Origin of the sequence: Amycolatopsis sp. NPDC049159, from assembly GCF_040648295.1 — a bacterium.
Classification (GTDB): Bacteria; Actinomycetota; Actinomycetes; order Mycobacteriales; family Pseudonocardiaceae; genus Amycolatopsis; species Amycolatopsis pretoriensis_A.
The window spans coordinates 82412-102397 of the sequence record NZ_JBEZDL010000030.1 but is presented as its reverse complement, the minus strand read 5'-3'; the positions used below and the strand labels follow the sequence as shown (position 1 = coordinate 102397).

At 73.3% G+C, this 19986-nt stretch carries 17 protein-coding genes and 1 pseudogene; 14 read left to right on the top strand and 4 right to left on the bottom strand.

From position 1 onward, the window contains the following. The first annotated feature begins 39 nt into the window (after positions 1-39). Complete coding sequence (locus tag AB0B33_RS41090; protein WP_360782173.1) at positions 40-240, top strand: hypothetical protein; 201 nt, start codon at positions 40-42, stop codon at positions 238-240. Between the two features lie 55 nt (positions 241-295). After that, entirely contained in the window at positions 296-1474 is a 1179-nt protein-coding gene (locus AB0B33_RS41085; RefSeq protein ID WP_360782171.1) for a hypothetical protein, read from the top strand. A gap of 3 nt (positions 1475-1477) precedes the next feature. Here AB0B33_RS41085 and AB0B33_RS41080 read toward each other — a convergent pair whose 3' ends face one another. Continuing rightward, a complete protein-coding gene (locus tag AB0B33_RS41080; RefSeq protein ID WP_360782169.1) occupies positions 1478-2269 on the bottom strand; it encodes an alpha/beta hydrolase in 792 nt (263 codons plus the stop codon). A 129-nt stretch (positions 2270-2398) separates the two neighbouring features. Here AB0B33_RS41080 and AB0B33_RS41075 point away from each other — a divergent pair, with 129 nt between their 5' ends. The 5 genes and pseudogenes from AB0B33_RS41075 to AB0B33_RS41055 all read left to right on the top strand — a co-directional run bounded on the left by AB0B33_RS41075 (position 2399) and on the right by AB0B33_RS41055 (position 5123). Continuing rightward, the gene (locus AB0B33_RS41075) at positions 2399-2770 is read left to right on the top strand and encodes a GntR family transcriptional regulator (RefSeq protein ID WP_360782168.1); all 372 of its coding nucleotides are present in this window, start codon (positions 2399-2401) and stop codon (positions 2768-2770) included. Beyond that, a pseudogene (locus AB0B33_RS41070) lies at positions 2767-3647 on the top strand (ABC transporter ATP-binding protein). Before AB0B33_RS41075 ends, AB0B33_RS41070 begins: the two are co-directional and overlap by 4 nt. Further along, positions 3644-4339 carry a hypothetical protein gene (locus AB0B33_RS41065; protein ID WP_360782166.1) on the top strand — a complete coding sequence of 232 codons (696 nt, stop codon included), beginning with the start codon at positions 3644-3646 and terminating at the stop codon, positions 4337-4339. Before AB0B33_RS41070 ends, AB0B33_RS41065 begins: the two are co-directional and overlap by 4 nt. A 96-nt stretch (positions 4340-4435) precedes the next feature. Further along, positions 4436-4666 carry a hypothetical protein gene (locus tag AB0B33_RS41060; RefSeq protein WP_360782164.1) on the top strand — a complete coding sequence of 77 codons (231 nt, stop codon included), beginning with the start codon at positions 4436-4438 and terminating at the stop codon, positions 4664-4666. 7 nt (positions 4667-4673) lie between these two features. Then, positions 4674-5123, top strand: coding sequence for a hypothetical protein (locus AB0B33_RS41055; RefSeq protein ID WP_360782162.1), 450 nt, complete (start codon positions 4674-4676; stop codon positions 5121-5123). 17 nt (positions 5124-5140) lie between these two features. Here the strand turns inward: AB0B33_RS41055 and AB0B33_RS41050 are convergent, their stop codons facing one another. Then, positions 5141-5809: a TetR/AcrR family transcriptional regulator gene (locus tag AB0B33_RS41050; RefSeq protein WP_360782160.1), complete on the bottom strand. Its 669-nt coding sequence runs from the start codon at positions 5807-5809 to the stop codon at positions 5141-5143. A 133-nt stretch (positions 5810-5942) separates the two neighbouring features. Between AB0B33_RS41050 and AB0B33_RS41045 the strand changes: the two genes are divergently transcribed. The 3 genes from AB0B33_RS41045 to AB0B33_RS41035 all read left to right on the top strand — a co-directional run bounded on the left by AB0B33_RS41045 (position 5943) and on the right by AB0B33_RS41035 (position 8563). Continuing rightward, the gene (locus AB0B33_RS41045; RefSeq protein WP_360782158.1) at positions 5943-6851 is read left to right on the top strand and encodes an SDR family NAD(P)-dependent oxidoreductase; all 909 of its coding nucleotides are present in this window, start codon (positions 5943-5945) and stop codon (positions 6849-6851) included. A gap of 81 nt (positions 6852-6932) precedes the next feature. After that, the gene (locus AB0B33_RS41040; RefSeq protein ID WP_360782156.1) at positions 6933-7787 is read left to right on the top strand and encodes a helix-turn-helix transcriptional regulator; all 855 of its coding nucleotides are present in this window, start codon (positions 6933-6935) and stop codon (positions 7785-7787) included. After that, complete coding sequence (locus AB0B33_RS41035) at positions 7784-8563, top strand: SDR family NAD(P)-dependent oxidoreductase (protein WP_360782155.1); 780 nt, start codon at positions 7784-7786, stop codon at positions 8561-8563. Before AB0B33_RS41040 ends, AB0B33_RS41035 begins: the two co-directional genes overlap by 4 nt. On the opposite strand, the gene AB0B33_RS41030 is transcribed toward AB0B33_RS41035, so the two are convergent. Further along, complete coding sequence (locus tag AB0B33_RS41030) at positions 8548-8988, bottom strand: MarR family transcriptional regulator (protein ID WP_360782153.1); 441 nt, start codon at positions 8986-8988, stop codon at positions 8548-8550. The two genes, AB0B33_RS41035 and AB0B33_RS41030, sit on opposite strands and share 16 nt — an antisense overlap. A gap of 64 nt (positions 8989-9052) precedes the next feature. Here AB0B33_RS41030 and AB0B33_RS41025 point away from each other — a divergent pair, with 64 nt between their 5' ends. Continuing rightward, positions 9053-9742, top strand: coding sequence for an SDR family NAD(P)-dependent oxidoreductase (locus AB0B33_RS41025; RefSeq protein WP_360782151.1), 690 nt, complete (start codon positions 9053-9055; stop codon positions 9740-9742). Positions 9743-9780: 38 nt separating this feature from the next. Further along, the gene (locus AB0B33_RS41020) at positions 9781-16053 is read left to right on the top strand and encodes a type I polyketide synthase (RefSeq protein WP_360782149.1); all 6273 of its coding nucleotides are present in this window, start codon (positions 9781-9783) and stop codon (positions 16051-16053) included. 32 nt (positions 16054-16085) lie between these two features. Here the strand turns inward: AB0B33_RS41020 and AB0B33_RS41015 are convergent, their stop codons facing one another. Continuing rightward, on the bottom strand, positions 16086-16976 hold the full coding sequence (locus tag AB0B33_RS41015) for a class I SAM-dependent methyltransferase (RefSeq protein ID WP_360782148.1): 891 nt from the start codon (positions 16974-16976) through the stop codon (positions 16086-16088). Between the two features lie 80 nt (positions 16977-17056). Between AB0B33_RS41015 and AB0B33_RS41010 the strand changes: the two genes are divergently transcribed. Together AB0B33_RS41010 and AB0B33_RS41005 are read left to right on the top strand one after the other, a co-directional pair. Beyond that, positions 17057-17665: a helix-turn-helix domain-containing protein gene (locus AB0B33_RS41010; RefSeq protein ID WP_360782146.1), complete on the top strand. Its 609-nt coding sequence runs from the start codon at positions 17057-17059 to the stop codon at positions 17663-17665. A 260-nt stretch (positions 17666-17925) separates the two neighbouring features. Continuing rightward, positions 17926-19980 carry a phage tail tip lysozyme gene (locus AB0B33_RS41005; protein ID WP_360782144.1) on the top strand — a complete coding sequence of 685 codons (2055 nt, stop codon included), beginning with the start codon at positions 17926-17928 and terminating at the stop codon, positions 19978-19980. Positions 19981-19986: the final 6 nt, after the last annotated feature.

The window sequence follows — 19986 nt, the reverse complement described above, 5'->3', positions numbered from 1 at the left end:
GGGCGCCGCCGAGGCGCCTCCTACGAAGGAGAGGGATCCATGCGACGTCTTCTGGTGAAGCTCGCCGTCGTTTCGTCCGGGGCCACCGCGGCCCTGCTGACATTGGTCGGCGGGGCGTCCGCGGCGGCGACCGAGCCGGCCAAGGTCCAGACCACCGACCAGGTCGTGGCGGAACTGGCGAGCCCGGACGCCACCGTCAGCGGGCTGCTCAAGTGCTGGGTGCACCCCTACAACTGCTGACCCACCCGCGGGGTCGCTCCCGGGAGCGGCCCCGCCCCGACCTCAGGAGCAGCGGATGAACCTCGACGTGCACGAGCCGGTGCGGCTGGCCCGCGCCGTGCTGCGGGCGGACGGCGACGGAACGCTCGTCGCCCAGTACGGGCTGGTGGCGCGCGCACGCCCGGCGGCGTTGCCGGTCGTGCCGCGCACGCGCCTGCCCGTTCAGGCCAACTACATCAGCGATCTCGGCGTCCGCGGCTTGGCGGAGGCCGCACTGTTCCTGGACGAGCACCTTCGCCTCCAGGCACTGCCGCCCGCCGACGGCGAACCCGTCTCCGCGGAGACGTGGGCCGACGGCTGGGCGCGGGGCGACCTGGACGACCGGGACCTGTGCGCGCTGGTCGACGCCCAGGTTTGTTTCGCCGGCGCGTGGCCGCTCGCACGGGTGCTGGTGAACGCCGTCTTCGCCGCGGACCGCGTCCCGGATTCGTTCGGGGCCTTGCTCATCGGCGCCGTCGTGGCGGCCGGTGACCCCGCGACACCGCTGGACACCGGCGACCTCTTCCGCCGCGCGGTCGCCGCCGCACCATCCGAAGTGGACGGAATGCTCACCGAGCTGCGCCACGCCGCGTGGGCGCTCAAGCGCAAGAACGACCCCGCCGGCGCGCTCGTCCGCTTGGCCGGCCTCGAAGTCCACGCCCGGGACGCCGAACGCCGCTACCGGGTCTCCCCCGCCGACGCGTCGACCTTGTGCGCGTTGGCCGCCAACCTCGAAGCACTGGCCCGCCTCCGCCAGGGAGACGAGGACGGCGCCCGGCGCGCCATCGACCGGGCCGCGGCGCTGATCCCGGACGACGGCTGGGTGGCCGTGGACCGCGACGCCGGGTTCCGCTACCGGAGCCAGATCCGCACCAACACGGCCCAGCTGCTGGTGAAGCGCGACGACCTGCCCGGCGCGCTGGCGGTGATGCGGACCAACCTCGAGGAGGGCCGGCGGGACGACCCCGACTCGGTCAGCGAAACCCTTTCCGTGATGGCGTACTTCGCTTACCTGCAAAGGGAGTGGGACCAGGCAGTGGAGCTGCTGACCGAAGCGTACGGATCGGTGCGGCTGGAGGGATCGCCCGACCGCCTGCGGCAGTGCCGCAAGATCGCCGTGGCCGCGTTGCATTCGTGCGGCCGCGAAAAGGAGGCGCAGCACGTCCTCGACCGCTCCCGGGAGGACCCCCTGGGCTTCGACGAAACCCTGCTGTAGCCGTCAGGACCCGGCGGCGATCCCGCGGACGGCGCCGGCGACCGCGCCGAAGTCCTTGCGCAGGATCGAGCCGTGGTTGCCGGCGACCTTCTCGCGGGTGATGTTCGGGTTCCGGCCGAGCACCCCGTCGAGGCCGGCGCGGATGCGCTCCTGTTCGCCGCCCTTGCTGCCGAAGGAAGTTCCCGACGCGACGACGTACCGGACCGGGACCGTGATGCCGTCGAGCACCGGGCCCAGCTCGCGCTCGCGGGACAGCTTCCCGAGTTCGATGTTGCTTTCCGCCTGCTGGGCGGCGGTCATGCGCGGGGCAAGGCCGGTCGGGCGCAGCAGCGGCAGGAACCAGCTCATCCGCTTGAACAGCTTGCGGATCCGCAGTTCCATGGCGTCGTCGAGCCAGTCGTGCGGGTACGCGCCGTCGACCAGGACCGCGCCGAGGGTGCGCTCGGGGTTGCGGTGGGCCCAGTGCGCCGCGACGACCGCGCCGTAGGACCAGCCGACCAGCACCGCGCGCTCCACCTCGCGGGCGGCGAGCACGGCGTCGACGTCGCGGATCGCGGCTTCGAAGGAGTAGTCGGCCGAGCGCTTCGACTTGCCGCGGGCGCGCTCGTCGTAGGTGATGTGGCGGAAGCCGTCGCCGAGTTCGGCCAGGACCCGCTTCCAGTAGCCCTGGGTGGCGAACTGGCCGTTGAGGTAGACCACCGGGACGCCGGGGCCGCCGGTGTCGGTGACCGCGAGGGCCGTGTCTTCGACGGCCACCAGGCCGGTCCAGTGCGAGGAGATCGTGTTCTGCGTCATGACGGCTACTTTCGGCGGCCCGCCTGACACCACCCGGACACCGCGCTGACACGGCCGGGCTTGACAGGGCGGCACCCGAGCCTCCATGGTTAGTTACATGAGTAATGAACCGACGAACCGCCGTGCGCGGTGGTCGGCGTGAAAGACGACGGGCGGCCGCTGTTCCTGCAGATCGCCGAGCAGATCGAGAACTCGGTCGTCGACGGGAGCCTGCCCGCGGACGCGCAGGTGCCGTCCACCAACGAGCTCGCGGCCTTCCACCGGATCAACCCGGCGACCGCGGCGAAGGGCATCAACCAGCTCGTCGCCGACGGGATCCTCTACAAGAGACGAGGCATCGGCATGTTCGTCGCCACCGATGCCCGCGCGCAGCTGCTCGAACGGCGGCGCCGGGACTTCACGCGGCAGTTCGTCACCCCGCTGATGGCGGAGGCGGGCAAGCTCGGCATGGACGCCGAGGAGATCAAGAAGCTGATCGACGTCTGGGAGCCGGAGCGATGAACGTGGTGCGCACGACCGGGGTGACCAAGCGCTACGGCGCCCTCGCCGCGCTCGACGGGGTCAGCGTGACGCTCGCCGGGAACACGATCCACGGCCTGCTCGGCCGCAACGGCGCCGGCAAGACCACGCTGATGCGGATCCTCACCGGGCAGAGCTTCGAAACCGGCGGCACGGTCGAGGTCTTCGGGCAGCACCCTTACGAAAACGCCGACGTGCTCGCGCGGACGTGCTTCATCAAGGAAAGCCAGCACTACCCGGAGAAGTTCCGGGTGCCCACGCCCTGCGGGCCGCCGAACTGCTCTACCCGAACTGGGACACCGCCTTCGCCGCCGAGCTGCTGGCGGACTTCGCCGTCCCGTCCGGGCAGCTGCTCGGCAAGCTCTCGCGCGGGCAGCTGTCGGCGGTCGGGGTCATCATCGGGCTGGCGTCGCGGGCGCCGCTGACGCTGTTCGACGAGCCCTACCTCGGCCTCGACGCCGTCGCGCGCCAGCTGTTCTACGACCGCCTGCTCGCCGACTACGCCGCGCACGCGCGCACGATCGTGCTCTCCACACACCTGATCGACGAGGTCAGCGACCTGATCGAGCACGTCGTCCTCCTCGATGGGGGCCGGGTGCTCATCGACGCGGACGCGGAGTCGTTGCGCGGCGAGGCCGTCGCGGTCACCGGGCCCGCCGACGCCGTCGAGCGTTTCGCGGCCGGGTACGAAGAACTGCACCGCGAACGCATCGGCGGCGCGCTACGCGTCACCCTCGCCGGCGCCCCGGACCCGGCCCACCCCGGACTGAATTTCGAGCCGGTTTCGCTGCAGCAATTGGTCGTCCGCACCACCCAGCACCACGGCGCGCTGGTCGCGGCCGGGAAGGAAGCCCGATGACGCGCGTGCTCGACGTCGCCCGGATCCAGCTGGTCAACTGGCCGGCGCTGCTCGCGTACCCGCTGGCCGCGGCGGCCGCGCTCCCTTTGCTGGGCTGGGGCATCGACGTCTCCAACGGGCAGACCGCCGTCGGCGACCACGAGGTGTACCTGCTGCCGATGCTGCTGGGCGTGGCCGCGACGGCGCACCTGCAGACGATGACGCAGGTCTTCCCGTTCACGCTGGGTTTGGGCGTGACCCGCCGCCGCTTCGCCGCGGCGACGGCGCTCGTGGTCGTGGGGCAGGCACTGTTCTTCGGCTTGCTGCTGGTGGGCTTCGCCGCCGTGGAGCGGCTGACCGGCGGCTGGGGGCGGCAGGCCCGGATCTACGGGCTCGGCGCGCTGCGCCAGGACGGCCCGCTCACGCAGTGGCTGGCGTTCACTGGACCGATCGTGGCGACGTCGGCGGTCTGCGTGCTGGCGGGGGTGGTGTTCCAGCGCTGGCGGCAGTCGGGGATCTACCTCGCGGTGTTCACCAGCGTGGCCCTCCTCGCGGCGGCGGGTGCGCTGGCGACCACGCAGAACTGGTGGCGCCCGATCGGGAGTTTCCTGGGTGACCAGCCATCGCTGACGCTGTTCGCGGCTTACCCGTTGGTGCTCGCGTTGGCCCTGGGCGGCACGGCTTGGCTGGTACTGCGGCGGTCTACGACCTGAAAATCGACAACTGCGGATCTCCGTAACAGCACGTGATCGGGCACCGACTAGTGATGAACGAGCTCACCATCGGTGCGAACAGGAGACTGCCCGATCATGTTGACGACCCTCGCGGCGGACTCGGCCGGCATCGACACGAACGGCGTCGCGTTCAAGATCGCCCTAGCGGCGATCAGCGTGGTCGTCGGCGGCGTGGTCACCCTCGTGACCGACCGCATCAAGCGTCGCAACGATCCGCACAAGCAATTGTCTTGGGACGCGAGGACTGAAATCGGCCGAAGGCGCCGTCATCGTCGAAGCAGCCTGCCGACCGCGGCCTCAACGTGAAATGAAAGTGTCCCGCGACACCGCCGAAGAAGAGTCGGATCAGGAAGCCGTGTTCCGGATCGGTCACATCGAAAAGGGGGCGTCGATCACCGTCAGGCTGCTGGCCACGGGGCAGGAAGCCCGCAACTGGACGGTGGTGGCGCACAACGACGAAGGGGACGTCGGCTTCCACTCACGGGAGGTCGCACGGGTGCGCGACGACCGCGAACACGTGGCCCCGTTCACCAAGTTGCTGATCTTGTTCTTCACGGTTCACCCGATCTTCGGGCTCTCCCTGTTCGGCCCCATCGGCGACCTGGTGCAGGCCGCCGCCTGGTTCCTCATCGCCGTACTCCTGATGCCCCACGTCACACCGACCGCCAGGCTTGTCCAAAATTTCCTGACCTCGCGTGCTCCTGACGGGAGATCCAATCCGAGCGTCGTGATCAACGGCTCGGTTCAAACCATCAAGACCTGATCCCGCCTCGAGCCGGCTCAGCCGTTGCGGGACATGGCTCCCGCGATCAGCATCGCCAGCCCCTGCTGCAAAGCCGGTGCCAGCTCCAAGTGCAACGCCGCCAGCGCCGGGTCCACCTCGTACGCCGCCAAAGCGCTCGGCGAAGGCCGGCAGTGCGTCCACAACCCGCCCGTCAAAATCATCGCCATCAGGCACACCGAAGACGCCTCCGCGCCCACCTCGGGGACATACCCCCGCAGCAGCTCGGCCAACGTCTCCAACCCCGCCAGCGCCGACTGCTTGAAGCGCACCACGACATCGACCGACACGTTGTGCTCCAGCACCCCCGCCTGCGCCCCGATCAGGTCGCACAGGACCGTCCGGCGAGCCAGGGACTGGGCGACCACCGCCGCGAACGCGTCGCCCCGCGCGGACGCCGGGCGGTCGCGGTCCACGCCCGCGGCCAGCTCCGCCGACACCTCCGTCAGCCAGTCCCGCAGGGCGCCGTCGAGGAGTTCGAGCAGGATCGCTTCGCGGGATTCGAAGTAGCGCAGCACGTTCGACTTCGCCAGGCCGACCCGGCGGCTGAGCTCGTTGAGGCTCACGTCGGCCACCGGCATCTCGTCGAGCATGGCCAGCGCCGTGTCGAGGATCGTGCGCCGCCGCTCCTCTCGCTGCTCCGCGCTGCGCGCCCGCTGGAACGTCATACGACCAGCCTAACGCCCGCCGCGAAAATTTACAGACCGGTTGTCTCTTGACATCAGACCGACGGTTCCTTAGCGTCGGAGATGTAACAGACCGCCGGTCCGCAAGGGCCGCCACCCGGAGGGACCCCCAGCCATGAACAAGAACTGGACCGACCGCGACGTTCCCGGCCAGCAGGGCCGCGTCGCCGTGATCACCGGCGCGAACACCGGGCTCGGCTTCGACACCGCCAAGGTGCTGGCCGAGCGGGGAGCGACGCTGGTGCTGGCCGTGCGCGACGTCGAGAAGGGCAAGAAAGCCGCCGCCAAGCTGGGGGCGAACGCCGACGTCACCGTGCAGGAGCTGGACCTCGCGTCGCTCGACTCCGTCCGCGCCGCCGCGGCCGAGCTGCGCGGGACGCTGCCGAAGATCGACCTGCTGATCAACAACGCCGGCGTCATGTACCCGCCGCGGCAGACCACCCGCGAGGGTTTCGAGCTGCAGTTCGGCACCAACCACCTCGGGCACTTCGCGTTCACCGGCCTGCTGCTCGACCTCCTGCTGCCGGTCGAAGGCTCCCGCGTCGTGACCGTCGCCAGCATCGCCCACCGCATCCGCGCCTCGATCCACTTCGACGACCTGCAGTGGGAGAACTCCTACGACCGCGTCGCCGCCTACGGCCAGGCCAAGCTCGCCAATCTCATGTTCAGCTACGAACTGCAGCGCCGCCTCGCGCCGCGGGGCACCACCGCCGCCGTCGCCGCGCACCCCGGGGTCGCGCGCACCGAGCTGATGCGCAACTCCCCCGCCATCGCCCGCGCGCTCTTCCCGGCCGTCGCGCCGCTGTTCACCCAGAGCTCGGAGCGGGGCGCGCTGCCGATCCTGCGCGCCGCGACCGACCCCGCCGCGCTCGGCGGCCAGTACTACGGCCCCGACGGCCTCGGCGGCTACCGCGGGCGCCCGCAGGTGGTCGCTTCGAGCCCGCAGTCCTACGACGTCGCGGTGCAGCGGCGCTTGTGGACGGTGTCGGAAGAGCTCACCGGGGTCAAGTTCCCGGTCGGCTGACGCGTGGCGTCCACACCGGACCGACTTCCCTGGGGGTGACAGGACCAGGCACCGGCGCCGCCCGCGACTTACCGTGAAGTGGTGACCGACGAACCGAACCTGCTGGGCGATCACCTCCGCGCCCGCCGGGAGCTGCTGACACCCGAGCAGGCCGGCGTCCCGGCCGGCGGCGTGCGGCGGGTGCCGGGGCTGCGCCGGGAAGAGGTCGCGCAGCTGGCCGGCATCAGCGCCGACTACTACCTGCGCCTGGAGCAGGGCCGCGACCGCAACCCGTCGCGGCAGGTCCTCGAAGCGATCGCCCGCGTGCTGCAGCTCGACGACGACACCACGGCGTACCTGATCGGCCTCACCGAGCACCGGCCCCGGAAACGGCGGCGGCGGCGCCGGAAGGAGACGGTCCCGCCCGGCACGCTCAAGTTCCTCGCGGCGGTCGGGCTGCCCGCGTTCGTCGAGGGCCGCTACCTCGACGTGCTGGCGGCCAACCCGCTCGCCGAGGCGATCTCGCCGCGGCTCGTCGCCGGCGCGAACCGGCTGCGGGACGTCTTCCTCGACCCGGCCGAGCAGGCCCTCTTCCCCGACTGGCACCTCGCCACCCAAGGGCTGGTGGCGGGGTTCCGCCAGGCGGTCGGGACCGAGACCGACGACCCGCGGTTCATCGAGCTCGTCGGCGAGCTTTCCCTGGCCAGCAAGCGGTTCCGCGAGCTGTGGGCCCGCCACGACGTGGCGAACCGGCGCGGCGCGACCGTGCGCTTCGCCCACCCGCAGGTCGGGGAACTGGTGCTGAACCGGGAAAAGCTGCTGCTGAGCGACGCACCCGGGCTCGTGCTCGCGGTCTACCACCCCGATCCCGGCACCGACGCCGCGGACAAGCTGGCTCTCCTCGGTTCCGCCGCGCTCGCGCCGGCCCCACCTCTCCGGAAGGACGTTCGACCATGAGCAAGCTCGCCCTCGTCACCGGCGCGACGTCGGGCATCGGCCGGGCGTTCGCCGAGCGCCTGGCCGCCGACGGCCACGACCTGGTGCTCGTCGGGCGGCGCCAGGAGCGGCTCGACGAGTTCGCCGCCGCCCACCCCGAGGTCGGGATCCGCACGGTGGCGGCCGACCTGTCCACCGACGACGGCATCGACGAAGTCGCGGAGATCGCCGCCGGCGAGCCGCTCGACCTGCTGGTCAACAACGCCGGCGTCGCGCACTACATGCCGCTGGCCGACCTGCCCGCGGCGAAGGCCCGCGAACTGGTCAAGGTCAAGGTCCTCGCACCGACGCTGCTCGCCCGCGCGGCGGTCGCCGGCATGGTCGAACGCGGTCGCGGCGCGATCGTCAACGTGGCCGGGATGATCGCCTTCAGCGGACCCGCCCCGCAGGGCCGGCTGCCGCGGCGGACCGTCTACGCCGGGACGCTCGCCCACCTGGTCACCATGTCCCAGGCGCTCAGCGCCGAACTGGCGGAGACCGGCGTCCGGGTGCAGGTCGTGTGCCCGGGGGTGGTCGCGACCGAGTTCCACTCGCGGCAAGGTCTGGACCTCAGCGCGGTCCCGCGGATGAGCGCGGCCGACGTCGTTTCGGCTTCGCTGCGCGGGCTGGAACTGGGCGAGATCGTGTGCGCGCCGGGCGTGGAAGACGCGAGGCTGCTGGAGTCGGTCTTCGGCGCGGAACTGGCCGCGTTCGGCGGGCAGAGCCCCGCCCTCGCCACCCGCTACCGGCCGGCCTGATCACCGGAAGCCTTCAGCAGCAACCGGTGCAGGGTGTCCTGCTCGCGCGGGGTCAGCCGGGCGAGCAGCTCGCCCGTCACCGCGGCCGAGACCTCCTCCGTCTTCGCCACCATCACGCGTCCGTCCTCCGTCAGCGTCAGCACGTGCCGCCGGCGGTCCTCGGTGTCGCGCTCGCGGATCACCCAGCCCGCCGCTTCCAGGCGGTCGAGCACCTTGACCAGGTCGCTGCGGTCGAGGCCGAGGCGGTCGGCGACGGACTGCTGGGACAGCGGGCCGTACTCGCCGACGCAGACCAGGACGTAGAAGTCGCGCAACGACGTGCCGATCGCCGCCAGCTCCTCGTCGATCCGCGCGACGCCGCCGCGGTGGAGGCGGCCCATCAGGTACGTGGGCCAGCGCAGCAGGGCACGGGGGCGATCGGACATGGCGCCGATCCTAGGCCAGGAAAGCGGGTTGGCACAATTGTAGGAAATCCCTACAGTAGGTGTCATGAACAAATCACCGGTCGCCCTCGTCACCGGCGCGAGCCGGGCACACGGCCTCGGCTTCGCCGTCGCCCGTGAGCTCGCCACCCGCGGCTACCACGCCGTCCTCGCCGGGCGGAACCTCGAACAGACCCGCGAACGGGCCGCCGAACTCGTCGCCGAAGGCCTCTCCGCCGAGGCCGTGCGGCTCGACATCACCGACCCGGCGGACGTCGCGGCGTGCGCCGAGCACCTGCGTGCCACGGCCGGCCGCCTCGACGCGCTGGTCAACAACGCCGCGAACATGCCCGACTTCACCGTGCTGTCCCTGCTCGACGCGGACATCGCCGCGGCCCGCGCCTCCTACGACGTCGTCGTCCTCGGCCCCTTGGCGCTCGTCCAGGCCTGCCTGCCGCTGCTCGAGGCCGCACCCGCCGCCCGGATCGTCAACGTCTCCAGCGGTGCCGCCGCGCAGATCGGCGCCGACGTCGAAACCGTCCGGGCGCCCGGGTACGCGCTGGCCAAGTACGCCCTAGAAGGCCTGACCACGGCCCTCGCCGCCGAGCTGCGCGGCGCCGGGATCCACGTCGAGGCGGTCGATCCCGGCTCGGTGGCCACCCACCCCGAACGCGGCGACGACGCCGATGACCGCACGCCCGCGGAAGCCGCGCTCGACATCGCCGCCGCGGCCACCGGTGAGTCCACAAAGGACTGATCCACCGGCACGCGGGCGAATCCCGCTACGGTGGTTCCATGGGGAGAGTCCACACCGATCTGCTGCGCCCGTTGCCGTCGCTCGTCCAAGCGCACCCGGCGGACAGCCCGGCGTTTTCCGACGGCACGCGCTCGCTCACCTACGGGGAGCTCGCGGATTCGAGCGCGCGGCTCGCCGGCGCGCTCGGCGTCGGCCGGGGCGAGAAGGTCCTGCTGCACATCGGCCGCCGGGTCGCATACGTCGAAGCCCTGCTGGGCGTGCTGCGCGCGGCCGCGATCGGGGTGCCGGTCAACGCCGGCGCCACCGACGCGGAACTGGCCGCCATCGCCGACGACTCCGGCGCCGTCCTGCTGCTGACCGAGGCCCGGCACCTCGACCGGGTCCGGGCGCTGGCCGCGGACCGGCCGCGGTTGCGCGTCCTCGCCGTGGAGGACACCCAGGCGTCCGGCGCACCCCGCGACGACCTCGGGCTCGACGAACCGGCCTGGCTGCTCTACACCTCCGGCACGTCCGGCCGGCCCAAAGGTGTGCTGACCACGCAGCGGGCCGTGCTCTGGTCGGCCGCCGCCTGCTACTCCCCCGTGCTGGGGCTGAGCCGGGCCGACACCGTGTTGTGGCCGCTGCCGGTCCACCACGCCTACGCGCTGTCGCTCGCGGTGGCCGGGACGATCGCCGCCGGCGCGCACACCCGGCTGGCCACCGGCGTCGACGCCGGGCTGCTGGCCGAACACCCGGGCTGCGTGCTCGGCGGGGTTCCCGCCACGTATACCGCCCTGCGCCACGAAATCCGCGGTCCGGTGGTGCCGCCGCGCCTGTCGCTCACCGCGGGCGCGGTCTGCGGGCCGGTCGCGCGGGCCGCCGTGCGCGACCTCTTCGGCACCCCGCTCGTGGACGGCTACGGCAGCACGGAAACGAGCGGGAAGATCGCCGTCGGGCAGCCCGGGGAAACCGGGCTGACCCCGCTGCCCGGCGTCGAAATCCGGGTGGACGCCGGCGAAGTCCTCGTCCGCGGGCCCGGGCTGATGCTCGGCTACCACGGCCGGCCCGCCCTCGGCGGCGGCTGGTACCGCACCGGGGACGCGGGCCGGTTCGCGGCCGGGAAGCTCTTCCTCGACGGGCGGGTCGACGACGTCATCGTCTGCGGCGGCCAGAACGTGCACCCGGCCGAAGTCGAGGCCGTGCTGGCGGAGTCGCCGTCGGTGCGGGACGTGCTCGTCGGCAAGCGGCCCGACGAACTCGTCGGCGAGGTCCCCATCGCGTTCGTGGTTCCCACCGGCGTGCTCGACGTCGGCGAACTGCGCCGGCTGTGCCGGGAAAAGCTGTCGCCGTACAAGATCCCCGTCGCCTTCCACGTGGTCGAGGAGATCCCACGCACGCCGTCGGGCAAGCCGTTGCGCCGGACGGTGGCCGCGCCGGTGCCGGACGACCTGGCCGGGCTGGTGCGGGCCGAACTCGCCGAGCTGGCCGGGCACGACGTCGGCGACGGCTGGCTCGACCGGCCCTTCGCCGAGCTCGGCCTGACGTCGCTGGCCGGGGTTCAGCTGCGGCACCGGCTGGCCGAATACGCGGGGACTGCCCTGCCCGTCTCGCTGATCTACGACTTCCCCACGCCGCGCCAGGTGATCGCGGAAATCGCCAGGGACACCCGGACCGCCGCGCCGGTGACCACGGGGGCGCCGGCGGACGAGCCGATCGCCGTCGTCGCGATGGCCTGCCGGTTCCCGGGCGGCGTGCGGACGCCGGACGACCTGTGGCGGCTCGTTTCCGAGGGCGCGGACGCGACCGGCGACTTCCCGGCCGACCGCGGCTGGGACACCGGCCGGCTGTACGACCCGGACCCCGACCGGCTCGGGACTTCGGTGACCAAGCGCGGCGGGTTCCTCTACGACGCCGGGGACTTCGACGCCGGGTTCTTCGGGATCTCCCCGAAGGAGGCGCTGGCCACCGACCCCCAGCAGCGGCTGCTGCTGGAGACCACGTGGGAGGCGTTCGAGCGCGCCGGTCTCGATCGCGCGGCCCTGCGGGGCAGCGACACCGGCGTCTACGTCGGGGTGATGAACGAGGACTACGCCAGCCGCTTCGACAGCCACGAACTCGAGGCTTGGCTCGGCATCGGGTCGTCGCACGCGGTCGCGTCGGGCCGGATCGCCTACACCTTCGGGCTGACCGGGCCGACGCTCACCGTCGACACGGCGTGCTCGTCGTCGCTCGTGGCTGTGCACCTGGCGGCGAAAGCCCTGCGCGGCGGCGAATGTTCCCTGGCCGTCGCCGGGGGCGCCACGGTGATGGCCACGCCGAGGACGTTCCTCGCCTTCAGCCGCCAGCGCGGGCTGTCCCCGGACGGGCGGTGCCGGCCCTACGCCGCCGACGCGGACGGCACCGCGTGGGCCGAGGGTGCCGGAGTGCTGGTGCTGGAACGGCTTTCGGACGCGCGGCGGCTCGGCCACCCCGTACTGGCGCTGCTGCGCGGGTCCGCGGTCAACTCCGACGGCGCCTCGAACGGGCTCACCGCGCCGAGCGGCCGGGCGCAGCGGGCGGTGGTCGCCGCGGCGCTGGCGGACGCCGGCCTGGCCCCGGCGGACGTCGACGCCGTGGAAGGCCACGGCACGGCCACGCCGCTGGGCGATCCGATCGAGGCGGAGGCGCTGATCGCCGCGTACGGCGGCGGCCGCGAGAAGCCGTTGTGGCTCGGCTCGGTGAAGTCCAACATCGGCCACACGCAGGCCGCGGCGGGCGTCGCCGGGATCGTCAAGGTGGTGCTCGCCCTGCGGCACGGGCAGCTGCCGCCCTCGCGCTACGCGGACAACCCGAGCCCACGCATCGACTGGTCGTCGGGCCAGGTGGCGTTGCTCGCCGAAGCCCAGCCGTGGCCGGCGGGCGGACGGCCGCGGCGGGCGGGGGTGTCGGCGTTCGGGATCGGCGGCACGAACGCCCACGTCCTGCTGGAAGAGGCCCCGCCGGAGAGCCCGGCGGCCCGGCCCGGTTTCCCGGCGGCGCCGTGGCTGCTCAGCGCCGACGACGAACCCGCCTTACGTGCAGTCGCGGCGGCCCTGGCCGACGCGCCGGACGGCATCGACGTCGCTTTCACGCTCGCCGCCCGGCCGGCTCTGCGGCACCGCGTGCTCGCCGTTGACCGCGAAACGCTGCGCGCGATCGCGGGCGGCGAACTCCGCGGCCGGACCGTCCGCGACGAACCGCGGCTGGCGTTCGTGTTCTCCGGGCAGGGTGCCCAGCGTCCCGGGATGGGCCGCGAGCTGGCCGGGACCTTCCCGGAGTTCGCCGCTGCCTTCGACGAGGTGTGCGACGAGCTGGGCACCTCGGGTCCCGATCTGCTCTCGGCCGACCTCGCGCACACCGAGCACGCCCAAGCCGCGTTGTTCGCCTTCCAGGTCGCGCAGTTCCGGCTGCTCGAGTCGTGGGGCCTGCGGCCGGACGTCGTGCTGGGGCACTCCGTCGGCGAGATCGCCGCCGCGCACGTCGCCGGTGTCCTGTCACTGCCGGACGCGGCCACGCTGGTTTCCGCGCGCGGGCGCCTGATGGCCGCGCTGCCGCCGGGCGGGGCGATGATCGCCGTCCCGGTGAGCGAAGCCGAGGCGGTGTCGGTGATCGACGGCGGGCCGGTCGCGATCGCGGCCGTCAACGCAGCACGGTCAGTGGTTCTCTCCGGCGAAGAGGCGGCCGTCACCGCCGTCGCCGAGCGCCTGGGCGGCGGCACGCGCCTGCGGGTCAGCCACGCTTTCCACTCCCCCGCGATGGACCCGATCCTCGCGGGGTTCCGGGCCGCGCTCGCCGGGATCCGGCACCGGCGCCCCGAAATCCCGTTCGTGTCCGCCGTGACCGGCGCGCGGTTCGACCCGGCGAGCGGGCCGGAGCACTGGGTGCGGCACGTCCGGCAGGCGGTGCGGTTCGCCGGCGCGGTCGCGGCCGCCGCCCCGGGCGCCGCGCTCGAAATCGGCCCGGCCGCGGTGCTCAGCCGGGTCGTCGACGCCGCCGTCACCACCACCCTCGACGGCGCGGGCGTGCTCACCGCGCTCGGCGAGCTGCACACCGCGGGCGTCCCGGTCGACTGGCGGAAGGTGTTCCGCGGCAGCGGCGCCCGGATCGTCCCGCTGCCGACGTACCCCTTCCGCCGGACGCGCTACTGGCTCGACCCGGCGGTGCCGGCCGGGCCGGGGCACGCCCTGCTCGGCCCGCCCCTGGAAGCCCCGGATTCGCCCCGGATCGTGCACGGCGGCGCGCTCAGCCCGCGGGCGCAGGGCTGGCTGGCCGACCACGTCATCGGCGGCGTACCGGTGGTCCCGGGCGCGGTGTTCGTCGAGCTCGCGCTGCACGCGGGCACGGCCGCCGTCGACGAACTCGTCCTCGAAGCGCCGCTGCCGCTGGAAGACCACGACCTGCAGGTCGTCGTCGACGGGCCGCGCTTCGACGCCTACGCCCGCCCGCACGCGGATCAGCCGTGGCGACGGCACGCCACCGGACGGCTCCGGCCGCCCGGCCCGCGGCCCGAGCCGTGGAAAACCGAGTGGCCACCGGCGGAAGCGAGCGAGATCGACGTCGCCGCGGCCTACGAGCAGCACACCTACGGGCCCGCTTTCCGCGCGGTGACCCGGTTGTGGCGGGCCGGCGACGACGTGTACGCCGAGATCGAGCTCCCGCCGGGCGTGGGCGGCTCCTTCGAAGTGCACCCGGTGCTGCTCGACGCCGCGGTGCACGCGGCGGCGCTCGCGGCCCCGGACACCGAACCGCGGATGCCGTTCCTGTGGAGCGGCGTCGAGCTGTTCGGGCCGCGGATCCGGCAGGCGCGGGTGCACGTCACCGCCGAGGGACCCGGCACGGTCGGCGTCACGGTGTTCGGCACGGACGGCGTCCCGCTCGCGCGCGTGGAGTCGATGGTCACCAAGCCGGCGAGCCCGGCCGACACGATGCTGTACCGCCCGCGCTGGGTGCCGGTGGCGCCGGTTCCGGCGAGCGAGCCGGTGACCGTCGTCGAAGCGCCGTCCGGTGCCGTCCGCCCGGCGACCGCCGGCGCGTTGCGGCTCCTGCAGCAGCGGCTGGCCGGGCCCGGCCGGCTGGCCCTCGTGACGCGCAACGCGACCGGGCCCGAACCCGACCTTGCCGCCGCGGCGGTCTGGGGCCTCGGCTGCTCGGCGGCCGCGGAGTACCCGGGGCGGCTGACGATGGTCGACCTCGACCCCGGCGCGTCCGCCGACGTGCCGGGCCTGGCCGGCGACGGCACGGAACCGCAGATCGCCGTCCACGGCGGGGTGCCCCACGTGTTCCGCGTCGCGCGGGCCACGCCGTCGGCCGCGCGGCCGCTCGACCCCGCGGGCACGGTGCTGATCACCGGCGGCACGGGGGCGCTCGGCGCACTGGTCGCCCGCCACCTCGTCCGCGCCCACGGCGTCCGGCACCTCGTGCTGGTGAGCCGTCGTGGCCCGGCGGCTCCCGGCGCGGCCGAACTGGCCGAGCTGGGCTCCGGCGTCCGGATCGTCGCCGCCGACGCCGCCGACCCGGCCGGGATGCGGCGCCTGGTCGAGGCGTGCGACCCGCCGCTGACCGCAGTCGTGCACTCCGCCGCGGTCGTCGACGACGGCGTTCTGTCCGCCCAGACGCCGGAGCGGCTCGACGCGGTGCTGGGCCCGAAAGCGGACGCGGCGCTGGTCCTCGACGAGGTCACGCGCGACCTGCCGCTCACGGCGTTCGTCCTGTTCTCCTCGATCGCCGGGACCTTCGGCAAGGCGGGCCAGGCCAACTACGCGGCCGCGAACCGGTTCCTGGACGCGCTCGCGTCCCGCCGGCGCGCGGCGGGCCGCCCGGCGGTGTCGCTGGCGTGGGGCCTGTGGGAGGTCGGCACCGGGCTCGGCGACCGGATCTCCGCGACCGCCCACCGCCGGATCACCGCGTCCGGCGTCACGGGGATCACCGCGGAGCAAGGATTGGCGCTGTTCGACGCGGCCCTCGCCTCGCCCGAGCCGGTCCTGATCCCGGCGCGCTTCACCCAGCCGCCGATGACCGTGAACCCGCGCCCGGCCACCGGTTCCCGCCCCTGGCCCCGGCAGCCCGCCGGGCCCGAGCTCCGCGACCTCCTGCGCACGGAGGTGGCCGCGGTGCTCGGCCACCCGGACCCGCACGCGATCGCGGACGACCGGCCGTTCACCGAGCTGGGCTTCGATTCCCTGACCACGCTGGAGATCCGCACCCGCGTCACGGCCCGCGCGGGCATCGAGCTCCCGGCGGCGGCGCTGTTCGACCACCCGACGGTGGCCGCCCTCGCCGAGCACCTGGAGGCGAGGCTCAGGCCGCGACGCTGATCCCCGTGTAGGAGAAGTGCCCCCGCAGCCCGCTACCGGGTCCCGCTGATGTAGCGGACACCGCCCATGCGCAGGTCGTCGTCCGCGAGCGGCAGCCCGCAGGCGGCGAACAGCTCCCGGACGCTGGTGCCGTGTATTTCCCAGCCGAGGCCGGTCAGGTAGGGAGCGGCTTCGTTGCGCTCACCGAAGTAGCGCAGCCGCGCGTGGTCGAGGTCGAAGCCGTGCGCGCGCCAGCGTTCGGAAATGCGGTCGAGGCTCTTCTTGGTGGTTTCGTCGTCGCCCGGCCGCGGGTTCGGCCTGCTCTCGGTGGCGACCCGGCTTCCGTCCGCGCTGAGTTCGGTGACGGTGTCGAGCAGGCGATCCTGTGCTTCCGGCGGGAGGTAGCCGAGGAGTCCTTCGGCGCTCCACGCCGTAGGTTGCCCCGGGTCGAACCCGGTTTCCCGCAGCGCGGCGGCCCAGTCGTCCCGCAGATCCACCGCGGCCGCCCGGCGCTCGGCTGTGGGGACGTACGCCGCCAAGGTACGCGTTTTGAACTCGGCGACCTGCGGCTGGTCGACCTCGTACACCACGGTCCCGGACGGCCAGGGCAGCCGGTAGGCGCGGGAATCCAGTCCCGAAGCGAGGATCACGATCTGCCTGATGCCGGCGTTCGCGGCGTTGCGGAAGAAGTCGTCGTAGAACTTGGTCCGCACCTTGGCTCCGTCGATGGCGCTTTGGCCGACGAGGTCGCCGGGTGCCATTTCGCCGGTCGCCAGCCGGGTGAGGAGACCGACGCCGACCGCCTTGACGAGCGGCTCGGCGAAGGGGTCGTCGACGGGCCCTTCACGGCTCGCGATCGCCCTCGCGACGGCGGCCAGGGTGGCGGTCGCGCCGACGCTGGAGGTGGGGTCCCAGGTGTCGCCGTCGTGCCTGGTGGATGTCATTGGTCCTGCCCCGCTTTCCGGAGGTCTTCCGCGGTCGGACGTTAACGGGTCCTCGAGTTGGATCACCTAAAGTGAGAGGGATGATCGCCCGCTTGCCTCGCACCGACGTCCGGGACAACCGCGCCCGCATCCTTTCCGCGGCCCGGACGGCGTTCGGTGCGGACGGTCTTGACGTCCCGGTCCGCGAGATCGCCCGCCGCGCGGAGGTCGGGCCGGCGACGGTGTACCGGCACTTTCCGACCAAGGCCGCACTGGTCACCGAGGCGTTCGCCGTTCAGGCGCGCGCTTGGCATTCCATCTTGGGCGAGGGCCTTGCGGACCCTGACCCTTGGCGCGGCTTTTGTTCCGTGGTCGAGAAGCTGTGCTCGCTTCAGGTGCGAGACCACGGGTTCATCGCGGCGGTCAAGTCGGCCTACCCGCAGGCGCTGGACTTCGCGGCCATGCGAAGTTCGTCGTTGGCCGCGGCGGCCGAGCTGATCCGCCGCGCCAAGGCCACGGGCCACCTGCGCCCCGACGTCGGAGTGACCGACCTGACCCTGATGATCATGGCCGGCAGCGGCATCGAGGCGGATTCCCCGGCGGCACAGGCCGCGGCGGCCCAGCGCTTCGCGGCGCACGTGATCCAGGCATTCCAGGCGCCCGCCAACGTCCGGAGCACAGGATCGGGGGAAATGACCGCCTGCAGGTAGCACCCCTCACCCGCATTCTCGCATCGCCCTGAACGCTTGCTTTTGCCGTGGCTGAATCACGCGGTGGATCGCTCGCCGTCGATGATTCACCGGACGGTGCGGCGGGACGCCGAACCCTGTGGCCCCCAGCGATCACCACTCGCCGCGACTGGTAACACTTCGCCCGCTTCGGCCGTTTCGTAGGCGTGGGTGGAGTTCCGGTGCTGGCCCGCATCTTGCAGGAACAGGGCCGATACCCGGAGCTTCGGAAAGGGGCGGCCATGACGGCATCTCCCGCGGCGGTGCTCGACCACCGCACTCCGCCCGACGGCAAGAACGGCAAGCACGGCGGGCGGCTGGTCGTAGCCCGGCTGCCGCAGCTGGCGCACCACCGTGGCACCGGACCCGATCTGGTGCTGCGGTGGGGACCGGTGCCGCGCGACGGCGCCGTCGACGTGGTCGTGCATCTGCACGGCTTTTCCGCGCGTGGGGCGCGGATGACGCTGCCGGACGACAAGGAACCTCGTAGCGGGCTCGATCTGACGGATCCCGCGAACCCTTCGGTGCGGGGCAGGCGCACGCCCACCCTGCTCGTCCTGCCGCGCGGGCACTTCCGCGGCGGGCGGGCCTACGGCTTCCCCGCCCTCACCGCGCCGGGTGCTCTGGCACGCCTGGTCAGCGACGCGCTGCGCCGGTTTTCCGCCGCCACCGGCGTGCACGCCACGCGCGGGAAGCTCATCCTCACCGCGCACTCCGGTGGCGGAGCGGCCCTGATGGCCATCCTCCGGCACGCCGACCCGGACGAGGTGCACGCGTTCGACGCCCTGTACACCGATCCGGCGCCGCTCATCGCCTGGGCGCGCAAGCGGCAGGCCGCCGGGACGGGGGCGCTGCGGGTCCTGTTCCGGCCGGGTGAGCCGACCGCGGCGAACAGCCTGAAGGTCGCCGCCGCGCTCAGGTCCGGTAGCCGGGCCTTCCGGGTGGAGCGGACGCGCGTCGCGCACGACGACATCCCCCGGACCTTCGGGTGGCGGCTGCTCGCCGATCCCGGTGCGGACCTGGCTGGTCACGGCGAGCCGGAGCACGAGACGGCGTCGGGTGGGCCGCCGCTGTGCGAGGCGATCGCCAAGGTGGCGCGTGAGCAGTTCCGGCGCTGGCGGCCGGGCGGCGGGGCCGCGCTGACGGAGACGTCGCCGGCGGCCTCGGCGATCCTGCGCGAGTACTACCGCGACGGGGTCGGCGCCACGGTGACCGACGCGCAGCTGCGCAGCAGCTCCTACCAGGCCGGGCACCCGTGGAGCGCGGTGTTCGTCTCGTACGTGCTGCGCAAGGCGGGCGCCGGCGCCGCGTTCCGCTCTTCGGCGGCGCACCAGACCTACATCCGGGCGGCGCGGGCCAACCGGCTGCGCCGGGACACCGCGAACCCGTTCTGGGCGTTCCGGGCGACCGAGGTCGCGCCGCGGGTCGGCGACCTCGTGTGCGCCGCGCGGCAGGACAGCGGCGCCACCTACGACAACATCGGGGACGAGCGGTACCGGGCCACGCACTGCGACGTCGTGACCGACGTGCGGCCGGGCCGGATCCGCGTGGTCGGCGGCAACGTCGGCCAGACGGTCGGCGAGAAGTCGCTGACCACCCGCCTGGACGGCAAGCTCGAGCTCACCGGCGCGCAGAGCCGGTTCTTCGCGGTCATCACCTGCCGCCGCGGCGCCGGCGCGACCGCGGCACCCCCGCCGCCGGCCGCGGTCCCGGCCGGCCAGGACGCCCGGATCCGGCGGGTCATGGACCTGCTCGTGCACACCTACCGCTACCCCGTCAACGGCGCGGCCGGCGTGGTGGGCAACCTGATCGCCGAGTCGGGCGTGCAGCCGAACCGGATCGAGGGCAGCCGGGAGGACACCCCCATGCGGTCCGCCGACTTCGGCGGCCGGGTCCGGGACTTCACGCCGGACGAAGTGCGGGACCGGAGCACGACCGCGCGCACCGGGCCGCGCCTGCCCGGCATCGGCCTCGCGCAGTGGACCAGCGCGAACCGCCGGATCGGGCTGTTCCGGCACAGCTTCCGCGGCCGGGTACCGGGCTCGGCCATTCTGTCCGATTTGGACGCTCAGGTGGACTACCTCGTCACCGAGCTGCGCCGGGACCACGCCGCCGTCGACGCGGTGCTGCGCTCCCCCGGGGTGACCGCCGACCAGGCGGCCGACGTGGTGGTGCTGCGGTTCGAACGACCGGCCGCGGTGCTGAACCGGCCGGTGGGCGACCCGGGCGTCCAGGAGGTGCTCGCCCGACGCCGGGCGCACGCCGCGCGGGCGCTCGCGATCCACCGGTCACGATGAAGGGAC